Here is a 13,754-nt window from a genome sequence, read left to right as displayed (position 1 = left end):
TAAAATAGTTATCCGAATACAAATCAATCACTTCCGAGTATCATTTGTTTAGATACTTGCCTATTTTTATCACTTTTATTCACAATACAGCCATATAAAAAGGGAGGATTCAATTATTTGAATCCTCCTTTTACTTGTCTATTTAACAACTATGTTAACTAGTCTTCCTTTAATAACGATAACTTTAACTACAGTCTTACCTTCAGTAGCTGCTTTAATATTATCATCATTTAATGCAGCTTCTTTAATAGCTTCTTCGTCAAGTCCTGATGGTATGTTAATTCTATTTTTTATCTTACCATTAACTTGGATAGCTATTTCAACTTCATCTTTAACTAAAGCTTTTGCATCAAATTCAGGCCATTTTGCATTAAATACTGATGTATTATGACCTAATAAACTCCATTGTTCTTCTGAGAAGTGAGGAGCAAATGGTGCAAGAAGTTTAATAAAATCTTCACATGTTTCTTTTAAGAAATCAAGGTTTAAGTTATCTCCTTGAATATACTTAGAAAGAGCATTTACAAATTCCATCATTCTAGCAATAGCAGTATTGAATTGCATCTTATCAGCATCATCAGTTACACCCTTAATAGCTGTATGTCTCCAGAAGTTTAATTCTTTTTCTTCCTTATCTATAGTAGACTTTCCGTTACCTGCTTTAATCTTTTCATTAGCAGTTTCCATAGTTCTTTCTATTCTGTCTATGAATCTTGCAACAGATTTAACTCCGTCATCACTCCAAGCTCCACCTTCTGTGTAAGCAAAACCAAACATTAAGTAAACTCTAAATACATCTGAACCATATTCTGCGATGATATCATCTGGTGCAATAGTATTTCCTTTTGATTTACTCATCTTTTGTCCGTCTGGTCCTAAGATAAGTCCTTGGTGAGTAAGAGAAGTAAATGGTTCATCAAATTTTAAGTACCCCATATCTCTTAAAGCTTTAGTTATAAATCTTGCATAAAGAAGATGCATACAAGCATGTTCAGGGCCACCAACATATTTATCTACTGGTAACATCTTATTGATTATTTCAGGATCAAATGCTTTTTCCTTGTTCTTGTTATCAGGATATCTTAAGTAATACCATGATGAACATACGAATGTATCAAGAGTATCACATTCTCTCTTAGCTGGCTTACCACAGCAAGGACAAGTTGTATTTACAAATTCATCACATTTAGCAAGAGGTGATTTTCCATCTGGTGTAAATTCAACATTGTAAGGTAATTCAACTGGAAGATTTTTTTCAGGTACAGGAACAACACCACAATCATCACAGTAGATAACTGGAATTGGAGCACCCCAATATCTTTGTCTTGAAACTAACCAGTCTCTTAATCTGTAGTTTACTTTCTTGCTTCCTAAGTTTTGTTCAGCTAGCTTTTCAACTATCTTTTCCTTAGCTTCAGCAGTTGTTAATCCATCAAATTCTCCAGAATTAACAAGTACTCCGTGTTCACAGTAAGGAAGTTCAACTTCTTCACCTTTCTTGTTAGTTATAACTCTTTCTATTGGTAAGTTAAACTTAGTTGCAAAAGCAAAGTCTCTTTCATCATGAGCTGGAACAGCCATAACAGCACCAGTACCATATGATGCAAGTACGTAATCAGAAACCCATATTGGAACTTCACGACCATTTATAGGGTTAATAGCGTAAGAACCAGTAAATACTCCTGTCTTTTCCTTAGAAATTGATTGTCTTTCTATTTCAGATTGTTTAGCTGCTGCTTCCTTATATTCTTCAATGGCTTGCTTGTTATCAGCAGTAGTTAAGGTATCAACTAATTTGTTTTCTGGAGCTAAAACAACATATGTAACACCGTTTAAAGTATCAACTCTTGTTGTAAATACATCAAAGCTTAAATCTGAATCTTTAACCTTAAATGTAACTTGACTACCAGTAGATCTACCAATCCAGTGTTTTTGCATGGCAACTGTTTTTTCTGGCCAATCTAAAGTATCTAATTTATCTAATAATTCATCAGCATAATCAGTTATTTTAAAGAACCATTGAGTAAGTTCTTTCTTAGTAACTTCAGTTCCACATCTTTCACATTCGCCTTCAACAACTTGTTCGTTAGCAAGAACTGTATTACATGATGGACACCAGTTTACAGGAGCTTTTTTTCTGTAAGCTAATCCTTGTTTGTATAGTTGTAAGAATAACCATTGAGTCCATTTGTAGTATTCTGGATCGCAAGTAATAACTTCATGATCCCAGTTAAACATAGCACCCATAGATTTTAATTGCTTTTCCATTGTAGCTATGTTTTTGTAAGTAGAGTCTTTTGGATGGATACCAGTTTTTATTGCATAGTTTTCTGCTGGAAGTCCAAAAGCATCAAATCCCATAGGTTGGAATACATTATATCCTTGCATTCTCTTAAGTCTAGCCCATGAATCTACTGGAGCATAGTTAAACCAGTGACCTGCATGAAGTTGAGCTCCTGATGGATATGAGAACATTTCAAGAGTATAAAGTTTTTTTTCTAAGTTAGTTGGGTCAAATTTGTAAATATCATTTTTTTCCCAGATTTTTTGCCACTTCTTATCGATAGAAGTTCCGTAATTTCCCATAGTTAATCCTCCTAAAAAAAATATTGTAAATAATAAAAAAACCTTTCATCTCTAAAATCAAGAGACGAAAGGTGAATTATTCCGTGGTACCACTCTTATTAGGATAAAATAATATTATCCTCACTCAAAACTTTAACGGGTATACCCGTATCTGCTTTTAACAGATAAGCTCATAGACAAGTTCCTATAATTTTAACATCATCTTACACCAGCCGATGACTCTCTAAAGATAAAGGTTTATAGTACTACTTCTAATCTAAGCCAATATATAATTATTTAACAATATAAGTAATTATATAAGTTTAGATAATTAAAGTCAACAACTAAGCTCTATCCTGAAGTTTTTTATAAGTATAGAATGGAACTCCTACAAGCATTAATATAAATACCCACATAGCAGCCTTAGAACCTGAACCATAAATTATATAAACTGCATATATAAATGCTAGTAATGAAAGTATACTATGTTTTAAGAAGTTGGCTAATGTTAATTTTTCTCCTTGTTTATATGTAAGAATTATTTCTGCACAAGCACTAAATGCATAAGCAGGAATAAATGATAGTGTTGCTAAGTTTGTCATAAAGTTAAATGCTTCAGTTAAGCTAGAAACATAATTAAGTATTAATAGTAAGTTTGTACATACACTTGAAATTATTAAAGCAGTAATAGGTGTTTTAAAGTTTGGATGAACCTTTGCAAAGAAAGAAGGAAATAATCCATCTTCTCCAGCAGCATAAGCAGCTCTTGCAGTAGTTAATATCCATCCACTTGTAGCACCAGCTGCAGAAATAATTATTCCAAGAGAAATAAAGCTTCCACCCCATGAACCAGATGTTATGTTATTTATAATATCTGCTAAAGGTGCATCAGATAAAGCTAATTGACCTTGAGACATACCACCCATAGAAAGAACAGATAAAATTATATATATAACTGCAGCTAAACCTGTTCCAATAAGTGTACTTCTTTTTATATTCTTTTCTGGATTTTTAATTTCTCCAGCTGAAATTGAAGCACCTTCAAGTCCTATAAAAGACCAAAGTGTTACAGCAATAGCACTTGGAAGAGTATTAAAATTACTAACTTCTGGTGCTGAATAAGTATGTAAGTATTCAGGATTAAAGCCATATAGAGCTATTCCAGCAAATACTAAAATAACAGAAAGCTTTAAGGCTGTTGTTATCTGACCAATAAATCCTGCTTTTTTTACACCTAATATATTTATAATTGTAACTATCCATAAAAATATAGAAGCTACTATAAAAGACAAAGTATTGTTAATAGTAAGTATTGGGAAGAAGTAGGTTAAATATCTCATAATTGCTGTTACTATTGCAGCATTACCAATCCATGAACCTATCCAAAATGTCCAAGCAACTAAAAAACCAGTAAATTCGCCAAAAGCTTTTTTAGTATAAACAATGGGACCTCCTGTTTCAGGATATTTAGTACCAAGATTTGCAAAGCTTAAAGCTAAAAGAAGTGAACCTAGTCCTGTAATTACCCATGCAATTATTGTTGTAATTGGATTTGATACTTGTGCAAGGGATTGAGGAGCTGTAAAAATTCCAGATCCAATCATATTTCCAACAACAATAGCAGTTGCTGCAGAAAGACTAAGTTCACGTTTTAAATTATTATTAGTTTCTTTCATTAAATTTTCTCCTTAGTTTAAATTTATAGTTAAATTATAAAGTTATAATAATGTATATTCAATTTTTTAACGAAAAAAAAGTGTTTTTTTAATTTTACATATTTTATTCTAATTAATTTAATAAAGGAATATACATTTCATGAATAAATAGTTAAAAAAGAAGAAATACAAAATATTAAAAAAAAATACTTTACAACTAATAATTATTATTATATAATAAATTCAACGAAAGAAAAAATGATTAAAAATTATTAAATATAAATTTAGGCGTAAAAAAATGGAGGGTTTTAGTTATGAAAAAGTTTGTTTGTACAGTATGTGGATATGTATATGAAGGAGAAGTAGCACCAGAAAAATGTCCAGTTTGTGGAGCTCCATCAGATAAATTTGTAGAACAAAAAGAAGGAGAAAGAGCTTGGGCTTGTGAACATGTAGTAGGAGTTGCTAAAGGATCAAGAGAAGATATAATGGAAGATTTAAGAGCTAACTTTGAAGCAGAATGTCACGAAGTTGGAATGTACTTAGCAATGGCTAGAGTTGCTCATAGAGAAGGATATCCAGAAATAGGATTATATTGGGAAAAGGCTGCATTTGAAGAAGCTGAACATGCTGCAAAATTCGCAGAGTTATTAGGAGAAGTTGTTACTGATTCAACTAAGAAGAACCTAGAAATGAGAGTAGAAGCTGAAAATGGAGCTACTGAAGGTAAGTTTGATTTAGCTAAGAGAGCTAAAGAATTAAACTTAGATGCTATACATGACACTGTTCATGAAATGGCTAAAGATGAAGCTAGACACGGAAGAGCTTTCGAAGGTCTTTTAAACAGATATTTCGGTAAATAGTATATAATATAGTTAATATAAAGTACCATCTTGAGTGGAAACACTGCAAGGTGGTACTTTTTTGCATGATTACAACTTTTAAAAAGATATATTTGTGATTAATAGTGTTAGAATTTTAATTATATATAAAAATATTAATTAGAAATGATATAATATGTATACATATAGTTTTTACACAAGGACGGAGGGAAATACTATTGATAGACATATTACTACTCATAGGTGTAATTATATTAATCACTAATATTATTTTTTCACTATCATTAATTTTTATAGAAAGAAAAGCTCCTGCAATAACATGGGCTTGGATTATGGTAATGATGATTCTTCCAGGTATAGGATTTATTATATATCTTTTATTAGGCCAAAACTTAAGTAGAGAAAAATTATTTAAAGATAAAATAAGAAATGATGCAGAGAAAAGAAAGGAACTTTCAAATAGTTTTTTTAGAACCCAGAAAGGACAGCATACTCCAGAAGAATATTGGGATCTTATTAGAATGAATTATAATCATTCAGATGCTAAATATACAGTTGGAAATTCAATTAATATTTATTATGATGGGCGTGATAAATTTGAGCAGCTTATTTATGATTTAGAGCGTGCAGAAAAGTTTATACACATTCAGTATTATATATTTAAAAGAGATATATTAGGTAAAAAAATAATAAGTATATTAGAAAAGAAAGCGGTAGAAGGAGTAGAGGTAAGATTTTTAGTAGATAGTATGGGGTCTTATACTATCACAAAAAAATTAATGAAGAAATTTACTGATAATGGTGGGAAGTTTGAAATATTCTTTCCAGGAATACTTCCACATATTAATACTCGTATAAATTATAGAAATCATAGAAAAATGGTTATTATAGATGGGAAGTATGGCTATACAGGTGGATTTAATGTTGGGAAAGAATACGTTAATTTAGATAAAAAAATTGGATATTGGAGAGATACCCATATCAGAATACAGGGGGAAGCAGTAAATGATTTAACAGAAAGATTTCTTTTAGATTGGTGCTATGCTTCAGGTGAAGAAATTGAAGATTTCAGCAAATACTATCCTGAAAAAATATATGAAGATGGTGACATTGGAATTCAAATAGTTACAAGTGGTCCTGACCATGATGAAGAATATATAAAGCATGCATATTTAAAGATGATAAATAATGCAAAGAAAACTTTATATTTAGAAACTCCTTATTTTGTACCAGATTATCCCATCCTTGAAGCTTTAAAGTTATCAGCTTTATCTGGAGTAGATGTTAGAATAGTTATTCCAGGAAAACCAGATCATGTTTTTATGAAGTGGGCAGCAAGTTCATATATAGGAGAACTTCTTAATGCAGGAGTTAAGGTGTATGCTTATAAAAAGGGATTTATACACGCTAAAACTATAGTAGCAGATACAGAAGTAGCCACAATTGGGACGGCTAATATGGATATAAGAAGTTTTCAACTTAATTTTGAAGTTAATGCTTTTGTATATGATGAAGAAGTGGCTAGAAGTTTAGAAAAGCAATTTTTTATAGATGTGAGATATTCAGATGAGATAACAAAAGAGAAATATAATAATAGAAGTAGAAGTCTTAAAATAAAAGAATCACTTATGAGATTAGTTTCTCCAATTTTATAAAATTATTAGATTACTTTCTCTAATTTTATAAAGTTATTAGATTATTTCCTCTAATATTATAAAAATATCATAAATATATTGACAGGGTTAGCCAATTTGGTATAATAGAAAAAAAAGGAAGTTAAGCTCGGAGGAAATCAAATGAAAGGGATTATTAAACTTACAGCAGCAAAATTCTATAACTTTTTTTATTTTATGTTCTGGAGTTATTTGTTTTGCAAAAAAGTAAATAATTCATTTCTAATGAGTGTATAATATATTATAAATAAAAGGACATTAAATTAGCTAAAAATGATTATTAGGAGAACTCATTAGGAGTTCTCTTTTTTAATATATAAAGAAAAATACTATAATTTAGGGGGCAAAATATGATAGTAATTTTAAAACAAGGAACAAGTCAAAAAGACATTACTAATTTAACTGAAGCTATTGAGAAAAAAGGGGTGCAAGTTAACCCTGTTGTAGGAAAAAACCTTATAATATTGGGGCTTATAGGTGATACAAGTAAGATTGATCATACTCAAATTGAAGCTAATAGAAATGTAGAGAGAGTAATGCATGTTGCAGAGCCATTTAAGAAAGCAAATAAAATGTTTCATCCAGAACCATCGATAATTGATGTAAATGGAGTTAAAATAGGAGGAAAGAAGTTAGCTATGATAGCTGGTCCATGTTCAGTAGAAAATGAAGATCAGATAGTATCTATAGCAGAAAATGTGAAGAAGGCAGGAGCAAATTTTTTAAGAGGAGGAGCTTTTAAGCCAAGAACTTCACCATATTCTTTCCAAGGCTTAAAATATGAAGGATTAGAATTACTAAAAACAGCAAGAGAAAAAACAGGTCTTCCAATTGTAACTGAACTTATGTCTCCATATGATATAGAAAAATTTGTTGAAGATATAGACGTAATTCAAGTTGGTGCTAGAAATATGCAAAACTTTGAACTATTAAAGGAACTTGGAAAGATAGACAAACCAATTTTGTTAAAGAGAGGATTATCTGCAACAATAGAAGAATGGTTAATGTCTGCTGAATACATAATGGCAGGTGGTAATGAGAATATTATTCTTTGTGAGAGAGGAATAAGAACATTTGAAACTTATACAAGAAACACTCTTGATTTAAGTGCTATTCCTGCAATTAAGAAATTAAGCCATTTACCAGTAGTAGTAGATCCAAGCCATGCAGCAGGAAAGTGGTGGATGGTTGATCCCCTATCAAAAGCAGCAGTAGCTATAGGAGCAGATGGATTAATTATTGAAGTTCATAATGACCCAGCTAATGCGTTATGTGATGGACAACAATCTATAAAACCAGATGTCTATGAAGAATTATTAAATGAATTAAGGTTAGTAGCTAAAGCAGTTGGAAGAGAAATTTAGAGTTAAAGGATGAGTGAAAGTGGGAAGAAACTTATATGTTGATTTAGGTGAAAACAGCTACAATATATCAATTGAAAAAGGAATATTGTCAAGATTAGGTGAAGAGATAAAGAAAATCTATAATGGAGAAAAAATTTTCATAATAACAGATGAAAATGTTAATAAATATTATGGAGAAAAGGTAGAAAAATCACTAAAGGATGCCGGATACTTAACAAAAAAATTAGTATTAAAAGCAGGAGAAGAAACAAAATCATTTAATACTCTTCCTAAAATTTATAATGAATTATTAGATTTTAAACTTACAAGAAAAGAACTTATTATAACTTTAGGTGGAGGAGTTATAGGAGATTTAGGAGGTTTTGCAGCTTCTTCATTCTTAAGAGGAGTACCATTTATTCAGGTTCCTACTTCTCTTTTAGCACAGGTAGATAGTTCTGTAGGAGGAAAGGTAGCAGTTGACCTTCCAAAGGGTAAGAACTTAGTTGGAAGCTTCTATCAACCCAAAGCAGTAATTATAGATCCAGAGGTATTAAATACACTTCCAGATAAATTCTATAGAGATGGAATGGGTGAAGTTATTAAATATGGATGTATAAAAGATAAAGAGTTATTTAATAAGCTTAGCTCAATAAAAAGTAGAGAAGAGCTTATGGATCACATTGAAGATGTTATTTATACATGTTGTGACATTAAGAGAGATGTTGTTGAAAAGGATGAAAAAGATTTAGGAGAAAGAATGCTTCTAAACTTTGGACACACTTTAGCACATGCAATAGAAACTTTCTATAATTTTAAAGGATATAGTCATGGAGAAGCTGTTTCTATAGGTATGTACAATATTACATTAAAGAGTGAAGAACTTGGACTTACAGAAAAGGGAACAGCAGAAAAGATAAAGGATATACTTATAAACTATGGACTTCCTTATGAAATGAAAATCCATGATAATGAAGCAATAGTAAATACTATAGCCTTAGATAAGAAGAATTTAGGGTCTGTATTAAAGGTAATACTTCTTAATTCAATAGGAGATAGCATTATATATAGTACAAAACCAGATTTTTTTAAGGCGGTGAAGTAAATGACTTATTTAAAGATTAATCCAGGAAAATTAAAGGGAAATGTAAAAATACCACCATCAAAGAGTATGGCTCATAGAGCAGTAATATGTGCTGCTTTAAGTGATGGAATTAGTAAAATTAGTAACGTTGAGTTTTCAGATGATATTATAGCAACAATTAATGCAATGAGAGCCCTTGGAGCTGTTATTAATGAGACTGAAGATGAACATTTAGAAGTTAGAGGAATTAACTATAATAATGTTATTCCAACAAGAGATTTTAAAAGAGTTGTTGATTGTAATGAATCAGGATCAACATTAAGATTTCTTATTCCTATATCACTAGCTTTTGAAGGTGTTACAAGATTTATTGGAAGAGGAAACCTTGGAAAAAGGCCATTAGATACTTTTTATAATATATTTGATAAGCAAGGTATAGACTATACATTTAAAGAAGGTGAACTTGACCTTATTGTTTCAGGTTTATTAAAGGCAGATACTTTTGAAGTTAGAGGGGATATAAGTTCTCAATTTATAACAGGACTTTTATTTACATTACCTTTATTGGATGGAGATTCAAAAATAGTTATAACAACAGAACTTCAATCAAAGGGATATTTAGATTTAACACTTTCAGCTATGAAAGATTTTGGAGTTGAAGTTATTAATAATAATTATAAAGAATTTATAATTAAAGGTAATCAAAAATATAAAGCAAGAGAATACAGAGTAGAAGGAGATTACTCTCAAGGTGCATTTTTCTTAGTGGCAGATGCTTTGGGTTCCCAGGTTGAGATTTTAGATCTTAAAGAAGATTCTCTTCAAGGAGACAGAGCTGTAATTGATGTATTATCTAAAATGGGAGTAAATATAGAGACTAATGAAGGTTTAGTAAGTGGAAAAGCAGATAAAAGACTTAATTCTTTAGTTATAGATGGTTCTCAGTTCCCTGATATTATACCAATACTAGCTTTAGCTGCATCTTTAGCTGAAGGAAGAACGGAAATAGTTAATGCAGAGAGATTAAGAATAAAGGAATGTGATAGATTAAATGCTGTTACATTAGAACTAAATAAGCTTGGCGCTAAAATTACAGAAAAACAGGATGGATTAATTATTGAAGGCGTAGAAAAGCTTAAAGGCGGAGTAGAAGTATGGAGTCATAAAGATCACAGAATAGCAATGACTTTAGCTATAGCATCAACAATGTGTGATGAACCTATAATTTTAAAGGATTATGAATGTGTATCTAAATCATATCCAAACTTTTTTGATGATTTTAAATTAGTAGGAGGAACTTTTGATGAGTGGAGCTTGGGGAAATAATTTAAAGATATCTATATTTGGTGAATCTCATGGAGGTGCCATTGGAGTTAATATTGATGGACTTCCAGCAGGAGTAGAGCTTAATTTAGAAGAAATAGATAAAGAAATGAAGAGAAGAGCTCCGGGAAGAAATAATTTATCAACTGCACGAAAAGAAAGTGATATACCGGAAATAGTAAGTGGATTTTTTGAAGGAAAAACTACAGGTACCCCACTTTGTGCAATTATAAGAAACGGAGATACAAGATCTAAAGATTACGGAAAACTTAAAGATTTAATGAGACCAGGTCATGCAGATTATACAGGTAAGATTAGATATGGTGGTTTTAATGATTACAGAGGGGGCGGACATTTCTCAGGAAGAATAACAGCACCTCTTGTATTTGCAGGAGCAGTATGTAAGCAGGTTTTAGCTTTAAAAGGAATAGAAATAGGTGCACATATTAAGAGCATTAAGGGAGATGAAGATAGAAGCTTTAATGCTGTTAATATAGCAAAGGAAAGCTTAAAAGAACTTAAAAAACAAGAATTTCCTCTATTAGATAGGAATAAAGAAGAAACTATGAGAGATATTATTCTTGAAGCAAGAAAAAATGGAGACTCAGTTGGTGGTGTAATTGAATGTGCAGTTATAGGAGTTGAAGCAGGAATAGGAAATCCTTTCTTTGATTCTGTTGAATCAACATTAGCTCATTTATTATTTTCAGTACCAGCAGTAAAGGGTGTTGAATTTGGTCTTGGTTTTGATATATCAGAGATGTATGGTTCAGAAAGTAATGATGACTATTATTACAATGATAATATGCAGGTTAAAACAAAAACTAATAACAATGGTGGAATAATTGGTGGTATAACTAATGGAATGCCAATAGTATTTAAAACAGCAATTAAACCAACACCATCAATTAGCAAAGTTCAAAATACAATAAATGTAGCTTCACAAAAAAATGAGGAACTTGTTATTGAAGGAAGACATGATCCATGTATAGTTCAAAGAGCAGTACCTGTTATTGAAGCAGTAGCAGCAATAGGAATTCTTGATTTATTAAAGGAGAGATACGGATGGCAGATTTAAGCGACTATAGAAGAGAAATTGATGAGCTTGATAAAGAACTTGTAGCATTATTTGAAAAGAGAATGAATGTAGTAAAAAAAGTAGCTCAGTATAAGAAAGAGAATAACTTAGAAGTTTTTCATAAGGACAGAGAAAATATAGTATTTGAAAAAGCTGTAGCTTGTCTTAAAGATAAAAGTTATACGGATGAAGTAATTAAATTTATAAATGCTACTATGGAAATAGGTAAAGGCGTTCAGCAGAGAATAATAGATGATACTGAAAAGATGACTAAGTTAGATATAAAGAGAAAAGAAATTGATAAAACTAAGTTAGTTGCATACCCAGGAGTTGCAGGTGCATTTTCAGAAGAAGCAGCAATAAGGGTCTTTGGAGAAGATAGCAAGAGAACTGCCTATGAAGATTTTGAAGATGTTTGTAATGCTCTTAAGGAAGGCAAAGTTGACTATGGAATACTTCCTATAGAAAATTCTTCAACAGGTGCTATATCAGATACTTATGATCTTCTAAGAAAGTATGGCTTCTTTATCATAGGAGAAAAATGTATAAAAATTGAGCAGAATTTAGTTGGAATTGAAGGAACTAAATTAAGTGATATAGAAGAGGTATATTCACATACTCAAGGAATAAGACAATGTAGCGAGTTCCTAAAAGGAAATAAAGACTGGGTACTTATCCCTTATCATAATACAGCTGTAAGCGCTAAACATGTAAAAGAACTTAATGATAAGAGCAAGGTTGCAATAGCAAGTAAGACAGCAGCTAAGTTATATGGATTAAATGTCATTGAAGAAGGAATCAATAATCAAAATGACAATTATACAAGATTTGTTGCTATTACAAGAAAACCAGAAGTATCAAAGGATGCTAATAAGGTAAGTGTTGTATTTTCATTAGAGAACGAAGCAGGTACTTTATATAGACTATTAAGCTACTTTGCAGAAAATAATATAAATATGATAAAAATAGAATCAAGACCTATGAAAAATGAGTCATGGAAGTATTTCTTATATGTAGATTTTGAAGGAGATATTGCTGATGAATCTGTTAATAATGCCTTAAAGCTAATAGAACAAAATTCAGCATATTTCAGACTTTTAGGAGCTTATAAAAAGAATATAGATTAATTTTTGGAGGTTTTTATGGAGTTTTTCGGAGTAGTAGGTGAAAAGCTGCCTCATACACTTTCACCTGAAATTAATAAGAGAATATTTGAACTTATAGACGTAGACGCTGCTTATAAAATTTTTGAAATTCCAAAAGATGATATACATAAGCTAGGAGAAGCCCTTAAATTATTGAAAATAAAAGGTGTTAATGTAACTATTCCATATAAAGAAGAGGTTATGAAGCAGCTTAATTATATATCAAAAGAAGCTAAGGATATTGGTGCAGTAAATACAATTATGCTTGAAGATGGGATTCTTAAAGGGTATAACAGTGATTATTTTGGTTTTAAGAAAACTCTTGAAATAAATAATATAGATGTTGAAGGCAAAGTATGTGTTGTACTTGGAACTGGAGGAGCATCAAAGGCATTATTAACTTGCTTAAGAGATAGCAAGGTTAAAGAGCTTTATGTGGTTACTAGAGATAAAAATAGAAGTTTTAATTTAGGTGAAGATGTAAAGGTAATTGACTATAGTGACTTAGAAAAGATAAAAGGTTATGTTTTAGTAAATGCTACGCCTGTAGGTATGTATCCTAATGTAGGAATTTCACCAGTAACAAAAAAAGTTGTAGAAAATTTTGACATTTTAGTTGATATAGTATATAATCCTAAAATAACAGAATTTTTAAAAACTGGAATTGAATGTGGCAAAAAAGTTTGTGGTGGCCTGTACATGTTGGTAGGACAAGCGGTTAAGTCAGAAGAAATTTGGAACAAAAGAGATATAGATCTAGAAGTAGTAAATAAAATCTATAAAGAATTAGAGAATAGATTTGAATAGAAGTTAAGTAACAGTTACAAAAATATTACAAAACCTTAGAAAAGTGTACTAAAAAATAACAAACTTCAGAAATAGAGATTTATAGATTTATCTAATAACTTTTAGAGGTTTATTAATGATATCACCTCACTAATATGTCTTTTATGTATCTTTGAATACTATTTTGCGTATTTTTGAATACTATTATAGGATACAAAAAAGAAATGAGGTGAATACAATTGATTCTATCAAAGAAGATT

10 protein-coding genes and 1 other annotated feature are annotated in these 13,754 nt (G+C 30.6%); of the genes, 8 read left to right on the top strand and 2 right to left on the bottom strand.

Annotation, left to right across the window (positions count from 1 at the left end):
- Window positions 1-138: 138 nt before the first annotated feature.
- On the bottom strand, window positions 139-2,586 hold the full coding sequence (gene leuS / locus BM384_RS10770; RefSeq protein WP_090013553.1) for a leucine--tRNA ligase: 2,448 nt from the start codon (window positions 2,584-2,586) through the stop codon (window positions 139-141).
- A gap of 57 nt (window positions 2,587-2,643) precedes the next feature.
- Window positions 2,644-2,854 (bottom strand) — a binding site (T-box leader).
- 55 nt (window positions 2,855-2,909) lie between these two features.
- On the bottom strand, window positions 2,910-4,241 hold the full coding sequence (locus tag BM384_RS10765; protein WP_090013552.1) for an amino acid permease: 1,332 nt from the start codon (window positions 4,239-4,241) through the stop codon (window positions 2,910-2,912).
- 293 nt (window positions 4,242-4,534) lie between these two features.
- Here BM384_RS10765 and BM384_RS10760 point away from each other — a divergent pair, with 293 nt between their 5' ends.
- The 8 genes from BM384_RS10760 to BM384_RS10725 all read left to right on the top strand — a co-directional run bounded on the left by BM384_RS10760 (window position 4,535) and on the right by BM384_RS10725 (window position 13,515).
- The gene (locus BM384_RS10760; protein WP_090013550.1) at window positions 4,535-5,083 is read left to right on the top strand and encodes an NADH peroxidase; all 549 of its coding nucleotides are present in this window, start codon (window positions 4,535-4,537) and stop codon (window positions 5,081-5,083) included.
- A gap of 200 nt (window positions 5,084-5,283) precedes the next feature.
- Window positions 5,284-6,717: a cardiolipin synthase gene (gene cls / locus BM384_RS10755; protein WP_090013555.1), complete on the top strand. Its 1,434-nt coding sequence runs from the start codon at window positions 5,284-5,286 to the stop codon at window positions 6,715-6,717.
- A 368-nt stretch (window positions 6,718-7,085) separates the two neighbouring features.
- Entirely contained in the window at window positions 7,086-8,099 is a 1,014-nt protein-coding gene (aroF, locus tag BM384_RS10750) for a 3-deoxy-7-phosphoheptulonate synthase (RefSeq protein WP_090013549.1), read from the top strand.
- Between the two features lie 19 nt (window positions 8,100-8,118).
- Window positions 8,119-9,183 carry a 3-dehydroquinate synthase gene (aroB, locus tag BM384_RS10745; RefSeq protein WP_090013547.1) on the top strand — a complete coding sequence of 355 codons (1,065 nt, stop codon included), beginning with the start codon at window positions 8,119-8,121 and terminating at the stop codon, window positions 9,181-9,183.
- The gene (gene aroA, locus BM384_RS10740) at window positions 9,184-10,488 is read left to right on the top strand and encodes a 3-phosphoshikimate 1-carboxyvinyltransferase (RefSeq protein ID WP_090013546.1); all 1,305 of its coding nucleotides are present in this window, start codon (window positions 9,184-9,186) and stop codon (window positions 10,486-10,488) included. It begins immediately after the preceding gene.
- On the top strand, window positions 10,466-11,563 hold the full coding sequence (gene aroC, locus BM384_RS10735) for a chorismate synthase (protein WP_090013544.1): 1,098 nt from the start codon (window positions 10,466-10,468) through the stop codon (window positions 11,561-11,563). The genes aroA and aroC overlap by 23 nt, the downstream gene beginning before the upstream one ends.
- Window positions 11,551-12,690: a prephenate dehydratase gene (gene pheA, locus BM384_RS10730; RefSeq protein ID WP_090013542.1), complete on the top strand. Its 1,140-nt coding sequence runs from the start codon at window positions 11,551-11,553 to the stop codon at window positions 12,688-12,690. Before aroC ends, pheA begins: the two co-directional genes overlap by 13 nt.
- 15 nt (window positions 12,691-12,705) lie before the next feature.
- Window positions 12,706-13,515 carry a shikimate dehydrogenase family protein gene (locus tag BM384_RS10725; protein WP_090013541.1) on the top strand — a complete coding sequence of 270 codons (810 nt, stop codon included), beginning with the start codon at window positions 12,706-12,708 and terminating at the stop codon, window positions 13,513-13,515.
- Window positions 13,516-13,754: the final 239 nt, after the last annotated feature.

This window comes from Clostridium sp. DSM 8431 (genome assembly GCF_900116755.1).
In the GTDB taxonomy this organism is placed as follows: Bacteria; Bacillota; Clostridia; order Clostridiales; family Clostridiaceae; genus Clostridium.
The sequence above is the reverse complement of the archived record's forward strand: the minus strand, read 5'-3'. Positions and strand labels throughout refer to the sequence as shown.